We start from the raw sequence: 24,217 nt of genomic DNA on the forward strand, positions 1-24,217 counted from the left end.
ACGTGGCCGATTGTACCCACGTTTACGTGGGGTTTCGTACGTTCAAACTTTTCTTTTGCCATTTCTATTATCCCAGCAAAGTTACATTAAAAAATTTAGAAATTTTACATGAGCTGGGGAGAAATAAACTGGTGCTGATAGGCAGATTTGAACTGCCGACCTCACCCTTACCAAGGGTGCGCTCTACCAACTGAGCTATATCAGCACTGATTTGGAGCGGGCAGCGGGAATCGAACCCGCATCATCAGCTTGGAAGGCTGAGGTAATAGCCATTATACGATGCCCGCAATCCTAATTCTCTGGCCACCTCATAGAGAAAGTGGTGGAGGGGGCAGGATTCGAACCTGCGAAGGCTGAGCCGGCAGATTTACAGTCTGCTCCCGTTGACCGCTTGGGTACCCCTCCAGATTGATGGTGCCGACTGCCGGAATCGAACTGGCGACCTACTGATTACAAGTCAGTTGCTCTACCAACTGAGCTAAGTCGGCACTACATCAAGTGGGTGCGCATTCTAGAGTATTGTTTAACTCTGTGCAAGTGTCTTTTTGAAAATTTTTCAATTTTCTTTTTTGACCAATTTTTCAACTAATCAAAAACTTACGTCGATGTTCACTTTAGAAGTTCACTTCGAGCGTAGCGGGCAAGACCCTGCATCACCAAATGAGCGAGGCGCATGTTATCAGCAGATTTTAAGAATGCAAACACTTTTTTGTCTCCACCCCCTAAAATTATATCAAAATCGGTTTGTTTGCTTGATATGTAATCAATCGCGCTCAAATAAACACCATATAGTGCCGCATGACACCCTGATGCCACACAATCTTCAGTATCGGTTCCCACGCCAAAGGTGGTCGGAATTTCATCATTCGCGTACACTTTTTTAGTAGAAGCTACCAATGCATTACGCATAACTTGAAAACCAGGCACGATCCAACCGCCTAAATGTTGACCATCCACAACAAAATCGACCGTTATTGCCGTACCCACATCCATAACAAAAAATGCTTTTTTTGATTTTTCTGCAGCGCACACCATGGCAAGCCATCTATCAACGCCCATTTTTTGAACATTCGCGTAACTATTTTTTATGCCGAAGGCTTCTTTCTCTGTGTGCTTTTCTACAAAAATAATATTTCGCTCGCTACACATGGCGGATATTTCATCAACCAGCTCCTGGTTTCTCACAGAAGCTATATATAAATGGGAAATTTTTTTCTGATCATCGATAAAAGAGAATAGAGATTTGGCATCTTCGCATACATTAGGCTCTTCTTCTGCATCACAAAGCAGTGAATATTTTATTCGGGTGTTACCGATATCCACTAATATGACGTGGTTTTCTTCAATGTTGTTCATATTTTTGGTTTCATTCGCAAAGCAATGCGTAAAACGGACGGATGAAATGCTAACTAAAAAAGCACAAAGATGAACTACGAAGTACTTTTATTATAAAAATAACCAAAATCTTCGTAGTTCAGCTATGAGGTAAAACAAAATAAAACGTTAATTGCCTCTAAGGCTAACTTCGCCTCCGTGGAATCGGGTAATACCGTCTTGCGTTTCAACAAGTAGCGCGCCGCTCGCGTCTACTCCTCTATCAATTCCGGAGAAACGCTTCTCTCCCATCTGTAAAACAATGCGTTTATCGGCGTATAAGTCGAGCGCTTCCCAGTAAGCCGTAAATGGTCCGAACCCTTGTTGGGTAAATTTGGGCAGATAAAACCACAGAGATTTAATTATTTCTGCTGCTAGCGCATTTCTATCAGGGATAGTGCCTAAATAAGAAGCAAGATCGCTATGAGGCTGACCAACATCATATTGATTATCGGGAACACAAACATTTAAACCTATGCCGATAACACTATGCGCCGTTGCACCTATCTGCCCTTCTACCTCAATAAGTACACCAGCCAGCTTTTTACCCTGCAGATAAATATCATTTGGCCATTTTAATTCAGCATCTTCGACACCAAATTCCTTAAGCGCATCGCAAACAGCTAGACCTACTAATAAAGAAAGCCCAGCCATACTCTGATAGCCATCAGGAAAAGACCAATACATAGAAAAAGTTAAGCTGCCGCCAACTGGAGCTAACCACGAACGACCGTGTCGCCCTCGCCCATCGGTTTGAATTTCGGCAAAAACAACATCGCCATTTTCAAGATCTTCTCGTTTGCTCGCAATACGCTTTTTCATTTCTGTATTGGTGGAAGGTAGAACCGACTCCACATCAATAACCGCTCGTTTTGTATTGCCTAAATGGCGTTTAATGCTGTCAGCGCTTAACAATGGAAAACCTCGTTCTAATCGGTAGCCTTTACCTTTTACTTTAAATACATCTAAACCCCAATCGGCAAGTTGGGAAATATGACCCGCTACTGCGGTACGTGAAAGTCCAACTTGCTGAGCAATGGTTTCACCTGAATGGAACTGACCGTCAGACAACAAAGCGAGTATATGTTTTCTTATAGCTTTTGATGCTTGTCTCATAGCGAAATAAGTCCTTTGTTTCCTAATAAGCGTACTTCGGGCTCCAGCTGTATGCCAAATTTATCCTGTACGCTTGCTATGATATTTTTCGCCATGGTGATTACATCGCTTCCGGTGGCGCCACCTATGTTAGTAAGTACCAATGGCTGTGTAGGGTGGCAACGTACTTTGTTCAACGTTTTGCCTTTAAAACCTGCTTGGTCAATTAGCCAAGCAGCAGGGATTTTTATTTGTTCTTGTTCGTTTCCAGCATTTTCGCTTACAACAAAATTCGGTACCGAGTGATATTCTTTCGCTATCGCGTCGAAGACTACTTTTGAGACAACGGGATTCTTGAAAAAGCTACCTGCATTACCTAATTCACTGGGATCTGGCAGTTTGCTTTTTCTAATTTCAATTACCTTACTATACACCTTTTCTGGTGTTGGTTCGGTGAGTGCAGCTAGCTCGCCATAACTTATTTTGAGCTCGTATTGCTTAGGTAGTTTAAAGTTTACATGAGTGATAAGTACTTTATTGGCTAGTGCATGTTTGAACACACTATCTCTATAACCGAACTGACAGTCTTCATTGCTTAGCAGCACCTGTTCACCGGTTTCAAGAAATACACATTCCACCTTATCGATTAACGAATTAACCTCTACACCATAGGCTCCAATATTCTGAATAGGACAAGCGCCTACCGAACCAGGTATTAACGCTAAGTTCTCAAACCCATACCACTTCTCTTTCATACAAAGAGTTACAAAGTCATGCCAGTTTTCGCCTGCTCCTACCCGTAAATAGTGATGGCTTTCAGTATCGAAGTGACTAATGCCTTTTATTTCGTTTACCAAGATCGCTCCGTCAAAATCATCGGTAAAAATCGAGTTGCTTCCTCCACCTAATATATAAATAGCTTTGTTGGTTTCATTTTTATAGGTATTAAAGGTAGATAGAAATGAAGCAACATCGGCAAACGACTGGATAGAATCACACGACGCTGAAAGGCCAAATGTGCTGTAAGGTTGTAGTGAGGGCATAGAATTTTATGAACTGCGAACAATTCGCTAATGGTAGGGTAACGACGCGTCAAATAAAAGCGCAAACATGCAAATAACCCAGCTGCTATGCTGTAAGTTTTTTGCCCCTAAAGATATTTATATCGCTACCACGCTATTCAGAGTAGCGTTTCTTTAGAAAAAGTACTTAGTAACGCCTTAGTTCTGTTTTTCTCATAGGCATTTTATCAATCGTGCTATAGATAAGCTCACTATCGAAGGTGTCATATTTAGCTTTAATTGTACTATCTAGCCCTATAAGCGTTACTTTAGTTTTTGGGTTTAGCTTATTAAGAGAGATATGACATTTAGGGTAACCAAAAACAATAACAGGTTGCTGTTCTACTATACCTATCACCACTAGCTTCCTTTCAGTGAGAGAGACCTTTTCATATTCAGCGAATGCATAAAGATCGTCTAGTTCACCCTTGCTTTGTGCATTGTAGATTAAAACCCTGTTTTTCCAAGCAAGCTCCCCCAGAGTAATCTTACAATGGGCCTTAGCGCTATTTGCAAATGCAAAGGCGGAGTAGAACCCCGTGAGCAGTAAAAAAATAATAAAGTAGATAATCTTCATACTTATATTTACTAGTGAACTACCGATTTAGCACAAAATGTTGGGTCAGAGTACATTTTCCTTAAGACGGTAAAATTAAATTAGCTTGTATCGACACTCCAAGAAGCTCGTTCTCTCGGCGTAATGGTGTTTGACTTACATCGGTAAAACCTAATTCAGACATAGACATTAATAGGCTGTCTATTCGATCACTGTCTAATGCAACTGAAAGTAAATTATCTAGTCGTTTAGCAAGTGTTTTCATTTCGCTGCGGAAGTTTTTAAGTTTGTCCTTTCGCGACTTAAAGTCGATCAGCGAAGAAGACATTGTATTTTTAAGCAGATCTGGAAACCCAGTTCCGTATAAGCCGAATTTATTAGAATAAGATAACTGTTGTATTTGCGTATTCAACGAATGACGGTACTTTTCAGCATTAGGGTTATTTTTACCAGTCTTGTGAATAGAATTGACCAACATGGATAACAGATCGAAAGGGCCGTTTTTTACCATAACTTCATCCACGGCCTGGCGAATTAATGCATTGGGCTTAACAATTATTGAATCTTTATGATGTATTACAAAGCAAACCTTCCCGCCTAATTTCAGAGCGCGTGATAGTTCTTCTAAGACTTTACCCATATCTGTATATTCAAAGCCGAATTGTGAAATAGCAATATCTATAGTATGGCTTTCTAACGGCAAAGTTTCTGCTCGCGTATTCTGGTAGAAGCGTACCCTCTCTTGCAACAAGTGCTTAGGAATACTCAGTTTAGCGGCATCTACACCTATAAAGTTGGGTTGAGTGTACTTGAACTTGTTTAGCGCCAAGTCCGTTAGCGCTCCGTTACCGCAACCTATATCTACTATATTGCAATGTGAGTGATTGTAGTCACGAAGAAATTCTTCCCAAAACGAAGCTATTTCTCCCGAATAGTTATCTTTACTGGATTGCGCAAAAGAACTTAGATGACCTACTTTCCAATAGTCAGACCAATAATCACTCATATGGTACCCGCCCTTTTACTTCTAATTTAAAAATATTGAACTCGCCGAGCAGTCGAGTATAGACAGGCTAAAGCACACCTTAAAAGTATTTTAAATAAATTTTTATTAATTAATGAACGTATTCCGTTATAGAAACAGTGTATTGGCGAGAAAGATTGAGAATAGTTTAAACAATGAGGTGCAGAAAGCAAAAAACCCGCCGTTAGGCGGGTTCTTCTTAATGGGACCTGGCAGTGTCCTACTCTCACATGGGGAAGCCCCACACTACCATCGGCGCTAATACGTTTCACTTCTGAGTTCGGAATGGAGTCAGGTGGTACCGTATCGCTATGGCTGCCAGGAAAAACTGGTAACAATTTGGGAAAGTTTGATATTAATTTAATCAGTGAGTAACTGTCTTTTCACTCTACTTGCGGCTCTTTATAAGAGCTTAGCTTGTCTACAACACTCAAAAGCCTAAAGCTTCTTGGGCGTTGTATGGTTAAGCCTCTCGGGCAATTAGTACAGGTTAGCTTAACGCCTTACAACGCTTCCACACCCTGCCTATCAACGTCATCGTCTATAACAACCCTTCCAGACCTCAAAGGTCAGGGATGACTCATCTTTGGGCCGGCTTCCCGCTTAGATGCTTTCAGCGGTTATCCGTTCCGAACATAGCTACCGGGCAATGCGATTGGCATCACAACCCGAACACCAGCGGTTCGTCCACTCCGGTCCTCTCGTACTAGGAGCAGCTCCCATCAATCATCCAACGCCCACACCAGATAGGGACCGAACTGTCTCACGACGTTCTAAACCCAGCTCGCGTACCACTTTAAATGGCGAACAGCCATACCCTTGGGACCGACTTCAGCCCCAGGATGTGATGAGCCGACATCGAGGTGCCAAACACCGCCGTCGATATGAACTCTTGGGCGGTATCAGCCTGTTATCCCCGGAGTACCTTTTATCCGTTGAGCGATGGCCCTTCCATACAGAACCACCGGATCACTATGACCTACTTTCGTACCTGCTCGACGTGTCTGTCTCGCAGTTAAGCTAGCTTATGCCATTGCACTAACCTCACGATGTCCGACCGTGATTAGCTAACCTTCGTGCTCCTCCGTTACTATTTGGGAGGAGACCGCCCCAGTCAAACTACCCACCAGACACTGTCCACAATCCCGATTAGGGACCAATGTTAGAACATCAAACATACAAGGGTGGTATTTCAAGGACGGCTCCACACAATCTAGCGACTGTGCTTCAAAGCCTCCCACCTATCCTACACATGTAGGTTCAATGTTCAGTGCCAAGCTGTAGTAAAGGTTCACGGGGTCTTTCCGTCTAGGTGCGGGTACACAGCATCTTCACTGCGATTTCAATTTCACTGAGTCTCGGGTGGAGACAGCGTGGCCATGGTTACACCATTCGTGCAGGTCGGAACTTACCCGACAAGGAATTTCGCTACCTTAGGACCGTTATAGTTACGGCCGCCGTTTACCGGGGCTTCGATCAAGAGCTTCGTCCGAAAACTAACCCCATCAATTAACCTTCCGGCACCGGGCAGGTGTCACACCCTATACGTCCTCTTACGAGTTTGCAGAGTGCTGTGTTTTTAATAAACAGTCCCAGCCACCTGGTCACTGCGGCCTCCACTTGCTTACCACGCGAAGTGTTCACAAACAGAGGCGTACCTTCTCCCGAAGTTACGGTACAATTTTGCCGAGTTCCTTCACCCGAGTTCTCTCAAGCGCCTTAGTATTCTCTACCTGACCACCTGTGTCGGTTTGGGGTACGGTTCATATAATCATAAGTTTAGAAGCTTTTCCTGGAAGCAGGGCATCAACAACTTCACTCCCTTGGGAGCTCGTCTCGTGTCTCGGCCTTAGAATTCCGGATTTACCTAAAATTCCAGCCTACGCACTTTCACTTGGACAACCAACGCCAAGCTTGCCTAGCCTTCTCCGTCCCTCCATCACTGATTATATAAGTACGGGAATATTAACCCGTTTCCCATCGACTACGCATTTCTGCCTCGCCTTAGGGGCCGACTTACCCTGCCCTGATTAGCATGGGACAGGAAACCTTGGTCTTCCGGCGTGGGAGTTTTTCACTCCCATTATCGTTACTCATGTCAGCATTCGCACTTGTGATATGTCCAGCAAGCTTTACAACTCACCTTCATCCACTTACACAACGCTCCCCTACCCAGCATGTAAACATGCTGCCGCAGCTTCGGTATATTGCTTAGCCCCGTTACATCTTCCGCGCAGGCCGACTCGACTAGTGAGCTATTACGCTTTCTTTAAAGGGTGGCTGCTTCTAAGCCAACCTCCTAGCTGTCTATGCCTTCCCACATCGTTTCCCACTTAGCAATATTTTGGGACCTTAGCTGGCGGTCTGGGTTGTTTCCCTCTCCACGACGGACGTTAGCACCCGCCGTGTGTCTCCCGGATAGTTCTCATTGGTATTCGGAGTTTGCAAAGGGTTGGTAAGTCGGGATGACCCCCTAGCCTTAACAGTGCTCTACCCCCAATGGAATTCGTCCGAGGCTCTACCTAAATAGATTTCGGGGAGAACCAGCTATCTCCCGGTTTGATTGGCCTTTCACCCCCAGCCACAAGTCATCCCCTAACTTTTCAACGTTAGTGGGTTCGGTCCTCCAGTTGATGTTACTCAACCTTCAACCTGCTCATGGCTAGATCACCGGGTTTCGGGTCTATACCTAGCAACTAAACGCGCAGTTAACACTCGCTTTCGCTACGGCTCCGCTATTCGCTTAACCTTGCTACTAAATATAAGTCGCTGACCCATTATACAAAAGGTACGCAGTCACCCCGAAGGGCTCCCACTGCTTGTACGTATACGGTTTCAGGTTCTATTTCACTCCCCTCACAGGGGTTCTTTTCGCCTTTCCCTCACGGTACTGGTTCACTATCGGTCAGTTAGGAGTATTTAGCCTTGGAGGATGGTCCCCCCATATTCAGTCAAGATAACACGTGTCCCGACCTACTCGATTTCACTGTAAAGATTGCGTCGTGTACAGGGCTATCACCTTGTATCGCTCCTCTTCCCAAAGGATTCCACTACATTCAAAACAGCTTAAGGGCTGTTCCCCGTTCGCTCGCCGCTACTAGGGGAATCTCAATTGATTTCTTTTCCTAAGGGTACTTAGATGTTTCAGTTCCCCTCGTTCGCCTCGTTACACTATGTATTCATGCAACGATACCTGTAAACAGGTGGGTTTCCCCATTCGGACATCTGTGGCTCAAATGCATTTTGTCGGCTCACCACAGCTTTTCGCAGACTTACACGTCCTTCATCGCCTCTAACTGCCAAGGCATCCACCGTATACGCTTCGTCACTTAACCATACAACCCCAAACAGCCTTTTGACTTCTGTCTAAGTTATGTCGTATGCATGACAAGCTAATCGGAAGAATTGCCTTGTTATCAATAATTTGATAACAAGCAATTCAGTCAAGTAGAGTAAAAAGTCATCTTTCGATTTCTCAGTTACTCAATTTTGATTGATTACTATTAATATCAGCTTTCCAAATTGTTAAAGAGCATAGTGCTTAATTCAAAACACTTAGGTTTGATCTTAAATCAAAGCTAAGGGCTTTTATTTAAGTCATCTTTAAATATAAACAAGACTATCTGTGTAGGCACTGCATCAAGTGCGTCTATCGACGTAATGGTAAGGAGGTGATCCAACCCCAGGTTCCCCTAGGGTTACCTTGTTACGACTTCACCCCAGTCATGAAACACAAAGTGGTAATCGTCCTCCCGAAGGTTAGACTAACTACTTCTTTTGCATCCCACTCCCATGGTGTGACGGGCGGTGTGTACAAGGCCCGGGAACGTATTCACCGCAGTATTCTGACCTGCGATTACTAGCGATTCCGACTTCATGGAGTCGAGTTGCAGACTCCAATCCGGACTACGACATTCTTTAAGGGGTCCGCTCCACATCACTGTCTCGCTTCCCTCTGTAAATGCCATTGTAGCACGTGTGTAGCCCTACACGTAAGGGCCATGATGACTTGACGTCGTCCCCACCTTCCTCCGGTTTGTCACCGGCAGTCTCCTTAGAGTGCCCAACTTAATGCTGGCAACTAAGGACAAGGGTTGCGCTCGTTGCGGGACTTAACCCAACATCTCACGACACGAGCTGACGACAGCCATGCAGCACCTGTGTCAGAGTTCCCGAAGGCACCAATCTATCTCTAGAAAGTTCTCTGCATGTCAAGTGTAGGTAAGGTTCTTCGCGTTGCATCGAATTAAACCACATGCTCCACCGCTTGTGCGGGCCCCCGTCAATTCATTTGAGTTTTAACCTTGCGGCCGTACTCCCCAGGCGGTCTACTTAGCGCGTTAGCTTCGCTACTCACGACTTAAAGTCACAAACAGCTAGTAGACAGCGTTTACGGTGTGGACTACCAGGGTATCTAATCCTGTTCGCTACCCACACTTTCGCACATGAGCGTCAGTCTTTGGCCAGGGAGTCGCCTTCGCCACTGATGTTCCTCCAGATATCTACGCATTTCACCGCTACACCTGGAATTCCACTCCCCTCTCCAAGACTCTAGTCTGCCAGTTCTAAATGACCATCCCAGGTTGAGCCCGGGGCTTTCACATCTAGCTTAACAAACCGCCTGCGTGCGCTTTACGCCCAGTAATTCCGATTAACGCTCGCACCCTCCGTATTACCGCGGCTGCTGGCACGGAGTTAGCCGGTGCTTCTTCTGTTGTTAACGTCACGGCTAGCAGGTATTAACTACTAACTTTTCCTCACAACTGAAAGTGCTTTACAACCCGAAGGCCTTCTTCACACACGCGGCATGGCTGCATCAGGGTTTCCCCCATTGTGCAATATTCCCCACTGCTGCCTCCCGTAGGAGTCTGGGCCGTGTCTCAGTCCCAGTGTGGCTGATCTTCCTCTCAGAACAGCTAGAGATCGTTGCCTTGGTAAGCCTTTACCTTACCAACTAGCTAATCTCACTTGGGCCTCTCTTTGCGCCGGAGCCTAAGCCCCGTTTGGTCCGTAGACATTATGCGGTATTAGCAGTCGTTTCCAACTGTTATCCCCCTCGCAAAGGCAAGTTCCCAAGCATTACTCACCCGTCCGCCACTCGTCATCTTCTAGCAAGCTAGAAATGTTACCGTTCGACTTGCATGTGTTAGGCCTGCCGCCAGCGTTCAATCTGAGCCATGATCAAACTCTTCAATTAAATATATCGAAATATGAATCGTCGTTGTGACACTCTTAACGAGTGCCCACACAGATTGTCTTGTCTAAATTGTTAAAGAACATTTCACTTGAAGCCGTTGCTTCTCAGTGACTCACCCTGTTCGAGTGAGGTGCGCATTATACGCTGGAAGTTTTCGTTGTCAACACTTTTTGAAAATTTATTTTCTGAAGTGTTTCTTCTAAACTCCCGTCTTTACTGGCCTATATAGGTAGTAGAGACTTACTTCAGGAGGCTTGCTGTTTTGCTTTTCCCCCGAAGCGGATGCGCATTTTAGGGAAATGAGCGCTCACGTCAACACTTATTTTAAAAAAGATGAAAAAACTGAACTAACCGTCTATTTTTCATTCAAATGTGATAATTAGTAGACAATATGGACTAATTACTAATAGGATGGGGATTCAGATCCTATAAAGTAGTCGTTCTTAAAGTAGTAGTAGATGCTGCCGTTATTATATTAGTGCTTGGTATTAGTTAGTGATATTGAAGCCAGCGTAAAGGAATACGTATAAGAATGTATATAAGCGTAAACGATGTACGCTTTGCGTTCTTTCTAAATGTATTAATACTGGTTGTGTCATAAATTGACTACGCGATAATTATAAAGGTGGGTTTATGTTACGAACTCTTTCATTGCTATCATCTGCAGTACTAGCCTCTCAGGTTAGTTTTGTTGCAATGGCACAAGATGCTTCTACGGGCGAAGTGATTCAGCCATCTGTTTCAACAAGCGTTGAAACTGCTGAAGAGCCAAACCGCTTTCAAACTGCCTTTTTGAAGCGTCAGGTTGAACAAACTATGTCTGTTGGCAGAGCTATTAGTTCAATAGCTGGTCATTACCCGCAAGAAATCGTATCTATCGTAGATATAGCGCTAGATACTTACCCAGATAAATACAGAGAAATTATATTTGCGGCTATTTCGGCACAACCGGCCTCGACTGAAGAGATTGTTCACCTGGCTATTGAAAAAGAAGTAAGCAGTTGCGCCAACATTGTACAGCTAGCAATAACGGCAGAACCGACTTATGTAGATTTTGTTGTGCAAGCAGCTGCGGTCTCTACGCCTGAAGAGTTAGATGAGATTGTACGCGTTGCCGTATTAACGCAACCTGATGCTGCTGACAGCATTGTGCAAACATTGTCTCAGGAACATCCAAACAAGATTGTCGATATAATGACAAGCGCGTTGAACGCTGTACCTTTTGTGGGTGAATATGTAGTAGATGCGCTTTTGGCTGTATTTCCTAACGAAGCGGAAACTGTGGTTGAGACAGCAGTACGAGAATCAGCGCAGCAACGCGAACAAGTTATGCGTATTTTAAACACCGCTCAACATGCCGGTGTGTCAGAAGACAAGTTAAAAGAATATGCGATGTCAGCGGGGCTGAGCGAGGACGATGTTAATAGCGCGCTTAGTAACTAGTGCCTTAACTCGTAATTAATGCTTATCTGAAAACGGCGTATTGAGTGAATCAATACGCCGTTTTTGTTTGTGGCTTTGTAGTAACTTCACTTGGTATGGGGTTCGTAGTAAATACCAGTACAACGTACTTATAGTCTTTTTAGCACGTACACATCCCCATATTGTAATTACAATGTCTAGATTTTGAAAAAGCTAGTTGTCGAAGGAATGCAGCATCGCCGCTTCTTTATATAGCATAAGCTCCGATTTTAATAAGTCGACCTTGGCTTTGATCTCTTTGATCTTGGCTTTAATCTCGTTTTGCGCTCGCGCATTTAATACGAACATATCGCTATCTCCAGCATCGAATCGCGTTTTCTCTACCTTTGACAAAGTTTTTGCTAACGCAGCATTTTCGCTTTGAAGCGACACAATATCCTTTGCTTGAGCCCAGTAAACTAACGCCTGTTCAAAGCGCTGTGCGATAGCTTGTTGTGTTGAAGTGAGTTTGTGTGAAAGCTCTCTTTGCTTAGACTGCAATTGTGCACGCTCTGCTTTTGCCTTTCTGTTGCCTAGTGGATAAGAAAACGATAGGCCTACTTTGGTTTCTGTCCCTTCCAACGTTTCAGAGCCAGCACCCACATCTCTGGCGATAGAGGCTGTAAGGTCAAGCTTGGGGAGTAGCGCGTTGTCTGCTAGTGCAACTTTGTTTTCTACCACCTGCTGTTCTAACTTCATTACGTCTAATTCTGGGTGACTTCGAAGTGCATTGCGAAGCGTTACCAACTGGCTGTTGCCAATCCAAAAGGGCCAGCTTAAATCGGTAGGTGGCTGGTCACTGTTAATTGCCAACATGTCACCCGTTGGTGAGCGCCAGTAAAAAGACAGCATTTGCGCGTGCGTATCTCGCTTTTGTTTAAGTTCAGCCAAAGTTAAACGCTGTTGAAGTAAGTTGGCTTTAAATTCCGTAAGCACGATACTGGCTAAGTCGCCCTTCTCTACCCGAGTAACCAAGGCTTTTTCACGTTCAGACGCCGTATTAAGTAACTCAGTGACGGCTTGAATTTGTAACGCACTCTCGTACCACGCAATGTACTCACTTACCCCTTTATATACAAAGTCGTTAATGAGGCTTGTAGCTAGTGCCTGCCACTGAGAGGTAGCTAGCCCCGCGTTGCGCAATTCAGTTCTGCGTTTATCTATCTCACGGTTTTGCAAAAGCGACATGGCAACACCCACACTAGCCTCGCCGGCAGAAAGCGTATCGTAATACCCTTCATAGCTAGGAAAGTCACCCGCTGCGATGCGATACTCACCAAATACAGACGCGTTGAAATCTTCGATTGGATTTGTGAAACGCTGAGTGAGGTTGGTCCCATCATAATAACCTGACACTCGGCTTTTGGTTTTCTGTTCAATAAAGGGGTCGAAGCTGCTCCTTGCAATTTCAAGTTCAGCGGCAGCTTGATAGTTTCCTTCGTTAATTGCCTGTACATAAGGATGATAGTTCACCATGCTATCGACTAACGCTTCGATGGTTGGCGCTTGTCTACCCTGTTGAGTTTGCACTGGACTCGTATTTTGTGTCTGCGCGAATGAAGCAGGTACACTTCCACCTATATATGTAGCTAATGCAATTGCAGTAAAAAACAATCTGCGCATTACCATATTGATGCTCCTGACCCTTTTGCTCCTCCTGAAGATGACTGTTGTGTAGGTAATGGCGGGAAGTTATTTAACTGCCTCCACATTTCATAACCTAATCGCACTTCTTCTAGCAGTACCCATGCTTTTACTCGGCTACCTAAACGGGCTGAACTTTCTGCTGGCCATGGAACGTCTGACTCGTCGGGTCTGATCCAAACATTAAAGTCGCCCGTGGCGTTTGCCACTGGCTCTACATATACCACTTCACCACCGAAGGTACCTATTGCACTTCCAGGCCACCCGCTAAATTGGAAAACCGGCCAACCTTCGAATTGCAATCGCGCTTTTGCACCAGGCTTTACCAATGGTGCATCTAATCCTCTTACCGTTACACGTACACTACGCTTGGCATCGGCAGGAATAAACTGACCTAAGATATCGCCAGATTTCACAAAAGTAGACACACCACCCGACAGCAAACGCACCACGGTACCATCTACCGGCGCAAATTTGGTTTGGGTAGATTGACGAGAGAGCGTCATGCTTACTTCGTTTATTTCAGATACCGACGCTGCGGCTTTAGCTCTTAGTTCCTGTACTTTAATCTCAGCTTGTTCAACTTCTTTACGAGACACCAAGCCTTGTTCCTGCAGTGACTTTTGGCGCGCCAGGTTATTTTCGGCATTTCTCACCGCCGTTTCGTTAGCTTGGTTCTTCAGATTTGCTGCCGAAAGCTGCGACTGAAGCTTTTCAAGACGTTGTGCATCAATATCTATAAGCGTAACAATAGGCTCACCTGCTTTTACCTGCTGCCCTTCCCTTACGTGCCATTGCTTTACTTGCCCATCGACAAGGGCATTAATGGGCTGGGTTCTGTCTTTAGGGTCGAGCGAGTCTACCATACCTGTACCATAGGCGGTCTGGATCCAAGGAGTAAAGTACAGTATCAACCCGGCAGCCAGTACCAAGAAAATGATCACGCCTGTGATGACGCGGTGAAGCTTGGGCACTTTCAAAGAGGGTAACGATGTAATGTTGTCTAAAAAGCGACGTTCTGCGTTATTCACTTACTCACCCTCCTTATTATTACTGCGTAAGTTATTATCTTGTTCGTTAATAACGTTAGCACTTATATGCTTCTCACTGACTGGCGTATCGCTAGCGCTATATTTGTTTAACATAGCCGTAGCATTATCATGTAGATGAAGCACACCTTCGAAGCAGTCTGTTATTGGCATATTGGTAAAGTACATCACAGTGAAATCGTACTTGCTTAAACGTCTCAGTAGCCTTGCTCGTAAATCGACCGGTATGGCATCAAAGTGCTGGTTTAATACAAGAAGTTTGGGCTTACCTATAATAGCGGCAGCCAGTTTAAGCAGTAAGAATTCTAGCGGCTGTAGAGGCGCACCTAATACCGACACTTTAGTCTGCAGACCTTCTGGTAAGCTATCGATAACCTTCGTCATTTCAACTTCTTCAAGGGCTGCGCGAATATCGGCAATGCTCGCGTCGGGATGAGCCAGCTTCAAATATCGCTCGATAGACACTTCAATAATTAAAGAGCGATCTAAAATAGTTACCGCCTGCCTTAGCTCATGGGTGTCATAATCGTTTAGGCTAAATTCACCTAATAATATATCGCCTGACTTCACTCGGTCGTATTGCTTTACCAGCCCTAACAGTTGCTTTTGAACCCAGCTTTTATCTGTAGTAACGAAGTACTTAGTACCAGGCTCGAACACAACGTTTAAATGGCAGGTATCGTTGCCATGTTTAAGCTCTACATTGTTAAATACTAACTTAGACGATGCAGGAATGTGCTCTGAAGCATTTAGCTCTTCCTGGGGCATAGCTAAAGCACCACCTAATTTTTCGGCCGCACCATATAGTTCATAATAAAGCTTTAAGTACTGAGTAAAGCGGGATAAACCAAAGAATACGGCAGACATTACCAGCTCGGCCGCGACTAGCTGACCAATAGACAGTTCGCCTTGCACAACAAGAACGCCACCAATACCAAGTAGCGACGCACTTGCCACTGCGTACATTAATAAGAACATTACCACTTGTGCGAAAGTGTAATTAAAGTGGCTTTTGTGCTTTTTCACATAGTTACTAATATAGCCTTCGGTACTGCGCCCGGCATATTCAACGTGATCCGCCGATTTGAAAAACTCGTGTGCGATGGCAATGTCGTGCAGCCACTTAGCGGAATCATACTTCGCATGAGAAAGTTCAATTGCGGTGCGCTTAGCGCCGCGGCCCCAAATTTTCCACACGGCGTACATGGTTAAGAGCAGCACTACATTAAATGCAAAAAGCGCGGGATGATAAAAAGAAACCAATGTGAAACCCACCAGCATTTGCAGTACCAGAGCAAAGCCGTCGATCATCAGCGAAGGCATGTTCTTTTGAAACGTCATAATATCGAAGTAACGCTGCGTAATACTTACGTTCTGACGGCCTTCGAAAAAGCTGTGCGGGGCAAGAATAGTTTTAAGCCCCAAATCTGCGGTAAGACGTGCATACACCTTACGCTCGTAAAACTCCATTACGCGCATACGAAGTGCGCTGAACACACCTGATATAAACAAGGTAAGAAACAAAATAACGGCAAGGATAATAACCGCACGGGTTGAGCCAATATTGGCAATACTGTTTATTAACGTTTGGACCGCTATAGGTACTGCCAGTGTCATCAAACTGATTGCCACGCCATAAGCGATTGCAACCCAAAAAAAGCCAGCCTCCGGTTTCAATAACGAAAACAGTGTTTTTCGCGTTTTACGTAAGTTTATTGTTTTGGCCATAGTTATGTCTTCAATATACCGCTAGCTCAGAAAAGTTAGTTATGCGTTGTTATACATAGCATATGCAACAACACTTATAGTGTATTGCAATGGTTAGTAAGAATAAATCTGTTATATTCTTAATACTTCATCGAAAATAATTGCGTTTACGATTAATGGGGTCAGAGTACATTTCTCTCCCCGTTTAACAGGCTGCTAAAGTATGCATCACCTAAACTACCATCACTTATATTATTTTTATCTGGTTGCCCGCGAAGGTAGCATTGCTAAAGCCGCTAAATTACTCCACGTTACTCCGCAAACGGTAAGCGGGCAACTCAGTACGTTTGAAAGTCAGCTTGGCTATTCACTATTCGACAGAATAAACAAACGGCTGTACCTAAACGCACGGGGTAAAGTAAGTTATCAGTATGCCAGCGAAATATTTCACAAGGGTAACCAACTGGCTGAAATACTTAACAATAGCGATGAAGTAAATACGAAGGAATTCGTAATAGGTATTACAAATGGCATTCCAAAAGTGCTCTTTTATGATTTTGTGCACGATATCATGCGCAAATACTCGCAAGTAAAGTACGTAGTTAAAGAAGATAGCTTTGATGGTTTACTAAAAGAGTTGGCCATTAACGCTATCGACTTTATTGTTGCCGACAGAGGCATAGCGCCCGGTACGCAAATTAGCGCTAACAGCTACTTCTTAGGGGAAAGCTCATTAAGCTTTTTCGCTAAGTCGCCCCTTAGTGAAGGCTTACAGTTTCCTGACTGTTTAAACCAAATGCCGTTGCTGCTACAAGGTAACACGTCGGGCATACGCCAAGCACTTACAAGCTGGCTTGAAACCGAACAGCTTTACCCCAAAATCGTGGCCGAATTCGATGATACAGCGCTGCTGAAGTTATTCGGCAGCGAAGATTTCGGCGTATTCTGCGCACCTTCGGCCATTTCGAAACATGTAGAAGAACAATATGGCGTGCATTGTATAGGTAACGCCAATACCCTTAATGAAAGATACTACGCCATTACCGGTAAAAGCCGTGCCGACTATACGATTAGTGAAGCGATCGTGAAATCGGCACGTGAAATTTTAGCGTAAAGCTCTGAGTGTAAGTTATAGGGTCAGAGTCAGGACTCTGACCCCAATGCTTCATATAGTCGCGTTTTAAACTGTTCTGAGCCAAGCGCCTTACCTATTTGACTGTATGTTCGAATACGCTCTATATCTTTATTTGAAAGTTCGTCATGAAAAAGTGCGCTGTAAGACTTTTGCCGAGCTTCAGGATCTGTGCCTAATGATGTATATATTGGGTGCTCAGTGCACAATGAGGTGTGAACCCCACGTGCATTGCGATGATAGCTTGACCACTTATAGTTAGCTGGGTGTTTCGCCAGGCCAGCTCTTACTGGATTGAGCTCAATGTAGCGTGACACTGTCATTAGGTATTTCTCTGAATCCACTACACAGGAACGAAAACGCCCTTCCCATAATGTTCCGGTACGCTCATATTTTGCATTAAATCTTCTTACATACATTCGACCGATTGACTGCATCATTGCACTTACCCCCCTATTATCTTCTTGAGGTGTGCAAAGTAAATGCACATGATTTGTCATCAATACCCAGGCATGTATATGTATATTAAACTTTTTCGCGTAGGCATTGAGCCATTTTACGTAAGCAATAAAGTCCGTTTCACTTAGAAAGCAATTAGAACGATTATTGCCGCGTTGAATAACATGTACAGGGAAACCAGCTGGGGAAATCCTTCTCCTTCTTGCCATACTATAGCTCCGATTGGTCGTTATTACTTATCGATGATAAGTGGACTTTTGCGGAGTACAATCCTGTACCTAGAAAATCAGGTACAAAGTCCAGCAATAGAAAATTTGAGGGTCAGAGTCGGGACTCTGACCCTATCTCTTGCTATCTATTACGCTGCAACACCATCATCTATGTTTTGAGAATAGAGGCTGATTGTAAGTATTTTTCCTAACATAAAGCTAAGTGCTTCATTTATAGGCATCAGCTTTTCGCCTAACCCATAATCCAACTGCGCAAGTTTCTGCCTACCTTCAGCAATCATTGGAGGTTTGCGGCCTGAAGTAGTTGTGGGGTCAGAGCTGTTACTCTGACCCCATGCTGGTTGTATGGCTATTAGCGCGGCTGCATATTTTTCAGGTACGGCTTGTTTAATTGGTTTGCATACCGAAAGCGTTGCTTCGCCTGACTTTGTCTTATAGCCTGCCGCACCAAACATACGGCAAATTCCCGGGCGGTATTCGTAAATTCCGCAATAACCTTCTGTACCGTCCAAACTTAAGCGTTGATATTGCTTGCATGCAAAACCGCTATAACTTTGAAGTTCATCGAATACTTGTTCGGCTTGCCCTATATCAAACAAATGCAAAGCAAATGGCAACATTTCTAAAGGCGACACTTCAATATCGGGTTTATTGCAACATGCACCGCATTTCTCAACACAGTTTAATGACTGACTTGATTGATATGCGCTAAATTCTTGAGAAAGAGTTTGGTAAACATCCATTACTTGGCTGGAAAGCTCACGCAGCCTATTCATAACGACTCCGCTAATAAAAGCAAACTAAAACGAAACGAAGTTCACGCTGCTTTATCTAGTAGGTAGCATGAACTCAACACTTTGTTTACTGGTTTTAGTAACCAGTGAACAGTTAGCATTGGAGCCAGAAATATACTCTGACCCCATAATTTAAAGCATGCTTCTTCCCCGCCGGGTGTGAGTAAGCTTGAGGCTTGATGGCAGGGGTTGAATTGGCGCGGATTTTATTTTGAATTTTGGGTTTTGGGAAGTTTTTTTGTGAGGAGGATTGCGAAAAGACTGATGCTTTTCGCAATCCCAATTTATTTCGTTAGTCTGCGTTGAATAGGTCGCGGCTGTATACTTTATCTAGTACGTCTTCGATATCGCCTGTTACACGGTTAGCGACGATAACATCAGAGATTTTCTTAAACTCTTCTAAGTCGTTTACTACTCGTGAGTTAAAGAAGTCCTCTTCTTTGAGTACTGGTTCGTAAACTACAACTTCAATACCTTTCGCTTTAATACGCTTCATGATGCCTTGAATTGCACTTGCGCGGAAGTTGTCTGAACCAGACTTCATGATAAGGCGATAAATACCTACGATTTTCGGCTGGCGGCTAACAATTGAGTCGGCAATGAAGTCTTTGCGTGTACGATTCGCATCAACAATCGCTTGAATCATGTTATTAGGTACATCGCTGTAATTAGCTAGAAGTTGCTTAGTATCTTTAGGAAGACAGTAACCGCCATAGCCAAAGCTTGGGTTATTGTAGTGGCTGCCGATGCGAGGGTCTAAGCTTACACCTTCAATGATTTGTTTTGAGTCTAACCCATGGCTCTCAGCATAGCTGTCTAATTCATTGAAGTAAGCAACACGCATTGCCAAATAGGTATTAGCAAAAAGCTTAATGGCTTCAGCTTCAGTGCTGTCGGTAAACAACACATCAATTTCTTCTTTAATTGCACCTTGCTGAAGTAACTTCGCAAAAATTTCAGCTCGCTTAGTTCGCTCACCAACGATGATACGACTAGGATAAAGGTTGTCGTAAAGCGCTTTACCTTCACGCAAAAATTCGGGTGAAAAGATGATGTTCTCTGACCCGAAACGCTCCTTTGCATCTCGGGTGAAGCCAACAGGAACCGTAGATTTAACAATCATTACCGCATTAGGATTAATTTCCATTACTGTTTTGATAACCGCTTCTACACTACCTGTATTAAAGTAGTTCGTTTGCGGGTCGTAATCAGTTGGTGTTGCAATAACAACATAATCAGCATCTTTATACGCTTCTTGCGCGTCCAGCGTTGCAACTAGGTTCAACTCTTTCGTTGTTAGATATTCGGCTATTTCTTTGTCTTCAATTGGAGACTTCTTATTATTAAGCATCTCGACTTTTTCTGGGACTAGGTCGACCGCTTTCACTTCATTGTGTTGTGCAAGTAGCACTGCATTTGAAAGCCCTACATAGCCTGTGCCTGCTACAGCTATTTTAAGCTTCTGCATAGTACTATCCATTTAAATTCTCTCCAGTTTTGTACAAATAATTTACGAAAGCTTCATTACTATCATTGCATAGTAATTTTAAACAATGATGAATACTACGGCTAACTCGCCTAATTTTTTAAATAGTTTATCAAAGCTCTGTTTGATGCACTATGCATCAATTATGCCTCATGCGTCACTCTTTCAACTCTACCGCGCTTCTAATCGAAAAGTTCTCGCGCTTTAGCGTAAGATTGGGATTATAAGCGGGGTCGTTTGCTATGAAGTCACTCCACGTTGTTTGAAGGTAAGCTAATTCGCGATTAAAACGCGCCGCTTTTTCAGGTGAAATATCTAAGCCTCTGCTGACCGATTCATGATGGAAAAGCTCTGCTTCTGCGCAGTAAACGTTATTAACGCCCAAGCCTTTAACCTTTAAACAAAAATCTACATCATTAAAGGCAACGGAAAGGTCCTTTTCATTTAAACCGTTTACAGCATTAAAATGCGTGCGTTTAACTAGTAAACACGCTGCGGTTACGGCGCTATAGTTGTTTGTAGCAACGATCCTGTTTAAGTAACCAGTATGAAAGCGAGGAAAGTTCTTGTGAGCGTGGCCAGCGCCACCTCCGTAGCCTAAAACAACGCCAGCGTGTTGTACCCGTGTATCAGAATAAAGCAGCTTTGCACCAACACAGCCAACATCTTTGCGCTCTACGTGGCCAACCATATAGGTAAGCCAATCCGGCGATATAACCTCAATATCGTTATTAACTAACCCAAGAATGGAGCCTTTTGCATGTTCAACACCGAAATTATTAATTGCCGAATAATTAAATGGCGCCGGGTAACGAATAACTCTTACTTTTTTCAATGTGTCTAGATAACTAAAATACTCAATACTTTCCTGTTCATCAGAGCCATTATCAATCAGCAATATTTCATAATTTTGGTAGGTAGTTTTCTCTAGAATTGACTCGATGCATGCTTTCACCAAAGCTTTCCCGTTTTTCGTGGGAATGATCAAGCTTACCAAGGGATTACTATTAGGCCAGCATACTCGGTTTACGCTAAATTGCTCGTCTAGTTCGACTTTCGCATTTGTATGTTTTTCTATCACTGTTTTAACGCGCTCTAGCGTGTTTAATTCACCTTTTTTCTCTGGTAATTGGTGCACCAAGGGCAGCGGCAAATGATTAATAGCCAAACTTTTGATAGTGAGGGAAAGTTCTGTAACTATCTCTGCAATTGTTGTTTGGTTAGTAATGTATAGCGACTTGAGCAGCGCTGTTTTGATCATTACCCCAGTATTGATATAAGCGGTAGAGAATTGAAGCTCAGGGTTCCAATCGGGTAAGAATCTTGGTGATGACTTAGCCCCATTTATATTAAGTTCATCCGTATCACAATAAACTAAGTCGCGTTCTTGCAAAGCATCACATAGATGGCCAATAGCAACTTCCTGTAATGAATCACCACCGTTAAGTAATAACGTAGGAATTTGGTCATCCAGTCTAGCAATATTCTTTTCTAAGGTACTTTTATCTATATCGCCCGCAATAAAGCAGGTTTTAACACTAAGCGTCTTAAGCCTTCCTTCAGTGACGCCTTGGCTGTCGGTGCCAAATACTATAGCTTGCCATCCATCAATCTTACCTGCTGGCTTTGAAAAAGCAGACTCATTTACTTCAAGCCAATAATTGTATAACGCCTGAGTTTGTTTAGGCGTTGGCGCATCGAAAAATAGCCCCGACTTTCTTACAGACCTTACATACAAGCCAGTTAAACGTTCGTTTTGTTTGAGCTTGTTTTTTAAGTTTTTAGGAATAAGTTGAAGGGCGGCACGCACTGACCGCATAGCAATTTTTTTCATGTAGACTATTTAGGGCCTTAAAAATAAAGAAAGCCGCTTTATTTAAAGCGGCTTTTTAGTTTAACACTTGTGAGTTTATATGGGTATCAGCTTCCGGTACCTAAACGCTCGCCTTGGTAACTGCCGTCAAGAACTGCTTTCCACCAGCCCTCGTTTGCTAAATACCATTCGACGGTTTTACGAATACCGCTTTCGAAGGTTTCTTGTGGCTTCCATCCTAGCTCACGCTCAATTTTGCTAGCATCAATGGCATAGCGCATATCGTGGCCTGGACGGTCTTGTACGTAGGTAATTTGCTCAGCGTATTTGCTACCTTTTGGCTTAACTTCATCCAGAATTGAACAGATAGTTTGCACTACTTCAATGTTCTGCTTTTCGTTATGGCCACCAATGTTATAGGTTTCACCGATTTTGCCGTTAAGCGCAACTACTACCAATGCCCGTGCATGGTCTTCAACATACAACCAGTCACGAATTTGATTACCTTTGCCATATACAGGCAGGGGCTTTCCAGCTAGGGCATTTAGAATAACCAACGGAATAAGCTTTTCCGGGAAGTGATACGGGCCGTAATTATTTGAGCAGTTAGTTACAAGGGTTGGCAACTTGTAGGTGCGAAGCCAAGAACGCACTAGCTGATCTGAACTTGCCTTACTTGCTGAGTATGGCGAGCTTGGTGCATACGGGGTTGTTTCTGTAAAGAGTGGAAGCTCCGTTCCCGGCTCAACTTCATCTGGGTGAGGAAGGTCGCCATATACTTCATCGGTTGAAATATGGTGGAACTTAAACCCTGCCTTTTTATCTCCTTCCAGTGCTGACCAATACGCTCTTGCTTGTTCAAGCAAGGTATACGTACCAACTACATTGGTTTGAATAAACTCGCCAGGCCCATCGATAGAACGGTCTACATGAGACTCTGCCGCAAGATGCATAATGATATCTGGCTGGTGCGTGTTAAACACGCGCTTTACTTCTTCAGCATCACAAATATCAACTTGTTCAAAGCTGTAGCGGTCGCTGCTTGAAACAGGAGTTAATGACTCTAAATTACCCGCGTAAGTTAGCTTATCTAAGTTAACCACAGTGTGGTCAGTATCGTTTATAAGATGGCGAACTACTGCAGAACCAATAAAGCCCGCGCCACCTGTTACTAAAATTGTTTTACTCATTTTCTTTTTACCAAAAGTATAATCTTGTTCTTGTCGCTTACGCTTTCAATTCGTCTAACATGCAGGCTAATTGCTTACGCCAGTGAGTAGGCTTACACGCCGCAAACGCTTCGCGTGCGGTTTGCTTGTCTAATACACTGTAATGTGGGCGTTTTGCAGGTGTTGGATATTGGCTTGACGGAATAGGCAATACTGGAATCGATTTATCTAGCAAACCTTTCTCAACACCTAGCTCTTGAATAGCTAGCGCAAAGTCGTACCAGCTGGCTACGCCTTCATCAGTCCAGTGATACACGCCACTGGTTTTATTCAAAGCGGCAGTAACACAAACTTCAGCTAAACCTTTAGCCCATGTAGGCGTTCCAATTTGATCATCTATTACGCCCAACTGAGGTTTATCAGCCATCAAACGCAGCATGGTTTTCACAAAGTTATTACCATGCGAAGAGTAAACCCAAGCAGTACGAATTAGACAGCTAGCCTCTGGCAGTATTTCAAGCAGTGCTTTTTCGCCTTCTGCTTTCGATTTGCCGTAAGCACCTTGTGGTTCAATAGGATCGTCCGTGAGATAAGGCGAACCTTTGTGACCGTTAAATACATAGTCGGTAGACACATGAACCATAAAAGCGCCGTTTGCTTTACAGAATTTTGCTAGATTCTTAACAGCAAACACATTGATGGCATTACACGCTTCTGTATCTTCTTCTGCCTTATCAACAGCTGTATAGGCAGATGCGTTTATTAAAACATCAACCGATAAAGGCGATAGTGTTTCTTCAACATTAGAGGCGTTCGTAATATCAATATCATTGCGCCCTAGAAACGTAACTTGGTGCTCGCTATTATCTAGTTCACGAGAGAGCTCAAAAGCTAATTGCCCAGACTTACCTATAATTACAATATTCATTAATCGCTAGTACCTAGTAAAACACCAATAAAAAGCCA

16 protein-coding genes, 4 tRNA genes, 3 rRNA genes and 1 pseudogene are annotated in these 24,217 nt (G+C 43.8%); 2 read left to right on the forward strand and 22 right to left on the reverse strand.

All coding sequences use genetic code 11. From position 1 onward, the window contains the following. From PCAR9_RS17260 to PCAR9_RS17320, 13 genes and pseudogenes are all read right to left on the reverse strand, one after another. A pseudogene (locus PCAR9_RS17260) lies at window positions 1-62 on the reverse strand (GTP-binding protein); the annotation flags it as partial. A 67-nt stretch (window positions 63-129) separates the two neighbouring features. Continuing rightward, window positions 130-205 (reverse strand) — tRNA-Thr (locus tag PCAR9_RS17265). A gap of 7 nt (window positions 206-212) precedes the next feature. Then, window positions 213-287: transfer RNA gene (locus PCAR9_RS17270), tRNA-Gly, on the reverse strand. A gap of 33 nt (window positions 288-320) precedes the next feature. Next, a tRNA-Tyr gene (locus PCAR9_RS17275) sits at window positions 321-405 on the reverse strand. A gap of 7 nt (window positions 406-412) precedes the next feature. Beyond that, window positions 413-488, reverse strand: a tRNA-Thr gene (locus PCAR9_RS17280). Between the two features lie 121 nt (window positions 489-609). Then, window positions 610-1,356: a type III pantothenate kinase gene (locus tag PCAR9_RS17285; protein WP_179984679.1), complete on the reverse strand. Its 747-nt coding sequence runs from the start codon at window positions 1,354-1,356 to the stop codon at window positions 610-612. Between the two features lie 147 nt (window positions 1,357-1,503). Next, a complete protein-coding gene (gene birA / locus PCAR9_RS17290) occupies window positions 1,504-2,490 on the reverse strand; it encodes a bifunctional biotin--[acetyl-CoA-carboxylase] ligase/biotin operon repressor BirA (RefSeq protein ID WP_179984680.1) in 987 nt (328 codons plus the stop codon). Further along, window positions 2,487-3,512, reverse strand: a complete 1,026-nt coding sequence (gene murB, locus PCAR9_RS17295) for a UDP-N-acetylmuramate dehydrogenase (RefSeq protein ID WP_179984681.1) — start codon at window positions 3,510-3,512, stop codon at window positions 2,487-2,489. The genes birA and murB overlap by 4 nt, the downstream gene beginning before the upstream one ends. Window positions 3,513-3,678: 166 nt before the next feature. Further along, window positions 3,679-4,107: a DUF4174 domain-containing protein gene (locus PCAR9_RS17300; protein WP_179984682.1), complete on the reverse strand. Its 429-nt coding sequence runs from the start codon at window positions 4,105-4,107 to the stop codon at window positions 3,679-3,681. A 61-nt stretch (window positions 4,108-4,168) separates the two neighbouring features. Next, a complete protein-coding gene (locus PCAR9_RS17305) occupies window positions 4,169-5,092 on the reverse strand; it encodes a class I SAM-dependent methyltransferase (RefSeq protein ID WP_179984683.1) in 924 nt (307 codons plus the stop codon). 225 nt (window positions 5,093-5,317) lie between these two features. Continuing rightward, a 5S ribosomal RNA gene (gene rrf, locus PCAR9_RS17310) occupies window positions 5,318-5,433 on the reverse strand. Window positions 5,434-5,569: 136 nt separating this feature from the next. Continuing rightward, window positions 5,570-8,445, reverse strand: a 23S ribosomal RNA gene (locus PCAR9_RS17315). A 329-nt stretch (window positions 8,446-8,774) separates the two neighbouring features. Continuing rightward, window positions 8,775-10,307, reverse strand: a 16S ribosomal RNA gene (locus PCAR9_RS17320). Together the 16S, 23S and 5S rRNA genes form the textbook arrangement of a ribosomal RNA operon. 633 nt (window positions 10,308-10,940) lie before the next feature. On the opposite strand from PCAR9_RS17320, the gene PCAR9_RS17325 reads away from it, so the two are divergent. Further along, window positions 10,941-11,750 (forward strand): hypothetical protein, encoded by an 810-nt coding sequence (locus PCAR9_RS17325; protein ID WP_179984684.1) that lies wholly within the window; start codon window positions 10,941-10,943, stop codon window positions 11,748-11,750. 192 nt (window positions 11,751-11,942) lie between these two features. On the opposite strand, the gene PCAR9_RS17330 is transcribed toward PCAR9_RS17325, so the two are convergent. The 3 genes from PCAR9_RS17330 to PCAR9_RS17340 are packed head-to-tail and all read right to left on the reverse strand — an operon-like array spanning window position 11,943 to window position 16,189. Then, window positions 11,943-13,397, reverse strand: a complete 1,455-nt coding sequence (locus PCAR9_RS17330; RefSeq protein ID WP_179984685.1) for a TolC family protein — start codon at window positions 13,395-13,397, stop codon at window positions 11,943-11,945. Then, window positions 13,391-14,443 (reverse strand): HlyD family secretion protein, encoded by a 1,053-nt coding sequence (locus tag PCAR9_RS17335; protein ID WP_179984686.1) that lies wholly within the window; start codon window positions 14,441-14,443, stop codon window positions 13,391-13,393. Before PCAR9_RS17335 ends, PCAR9_RS17330 begins: the two co-directional genes overlap by 7 nt. After that, window positions 14,444-16,189, reverse strand: coding sequence for an ABC transporter transmembrane domain-containing protein (locus tag PCAR9_RS17340; RefSeq protein WP_179984687.1), 1,746 nt, complete (start codon window positions 16,187-16,189; stop codon window positions 14,444-14,446). Window positions 16,190-16,391: 202 nt separating this feature from the next. On the opposite strand from PCAR9_RS17340, the gene PCAR9_RS17345 reads away from it, so the two are divergent. Next, window positions 16,392-17,282 carry a LysR family transcriptional regulator gene (locus PCAR9_RS17345; RefSeq protein ID WP_179984688.1) on the forward strand — a complete coding sequence of 297 codons (891 nt, stop codon included), beginning with the start codon at window positions 16,392-16,394 and terminating at the stop codon, window positions 17,280-17,282. A 29-nt stretch (window positions 17,283-17,311) separates the two neighbouring features. On the opposite strand, the gene PCAR9_RS17350 is transcribed toward PCAR9_RS17345, so the two are convergent. The 6 genes from PCAR9_RS17350 to rfbD all read right to left on the reverse strand — a co-directional run bounded on the left by PCAR9_RS17350 (window position 17,312) and on the right by rfbD (window position 24,179). Continuing rightward, the gene (locus PCAR9_RS17350; RefSeq protein WP_179984689.1) at window positions 17,312-17,968 is read right to left on the reverse strand and encodes a transposase; all 657 of its coding nucleotides are present in this window, start codon (window positions 17,966-17,968) and stop codon (window positions 17,312-17,314) included. Window positions 17,969-18,117: 149 nt separating this feature from the next. After that, window positions 18,118-18,765, reverse strand: coding sequence for a YkgJ family cysteine cluster protein (locus PCAR9_RS17355; protein WP_179984690.1), 648 nt, complete (start codon window positions 18,763-18,765; stop codon window positions 18,118-18,120). Window positions 18,766-19,075: 310 nt separating this feature from the next. Further along, the gene (locus PCAR9_RS17360; protein WP_179984691.1) at window positions 19,076-20,263 is read right to left on the reverse strand and encodes a nucleotide sugar dehydrogenase; all 1,188 of its coding nucleotides are present in this window, start codon (window positions 20,261-20,263) and stop codon (window positions 19,076-19,078) included. 163 nt (window positions 20,264-20,426) lie between these two features. Beyond that, window positions 20,427-22,103, reverse strand: coding sequence for a glycosyltransferase family 2 protein (locus tag PCAR9_RS17365; RefSeq protein WP_179984692.1), 1,677 nt, complete (start codon window positions 22,101-22,103; stop codon window positions 20,427-20,429). 86 nt (window positions 22,104-22,189) lie between these two features. After that, window positions 22,190-23,272: a dTDP-glucose 4,6-dehydratase gene (gene rfbB / locus PCAR9_RS17370; protein WP_179984693.1), complete on the reverse strand. Its 1,083-nt coding sequence runs from the start codon at window positions 23,270-23,272 to the stop codon at window positions 22,190-22,192. 37 nt (window positions 23,273-23,309) lie between these two features. After that, entirely contained in the window at window positions 23,310-24,179 is an 870-nt protein-coding gene (rfbD, locus tag PCAR9_RS17375) for a dTDP-4-dehydrorhamnose reductase (RefSeq protein ID WP_179984694.1), read from the reverse strand. Between the last annotated feature and the right edge of the window lie 38 nt (window positions 24,180-24,217).

It is taken from the genome of Alteromonas macleodii (genome assembly GCF_903772925.1).
Taxonomy (GTDB): domain Bacteria; phylum Pseudomonadota; class Gammaproteobacteria; order Enterobacterales; family Alteromonadaceae; genus Alteromonas; species Alteromonas macleodii_A.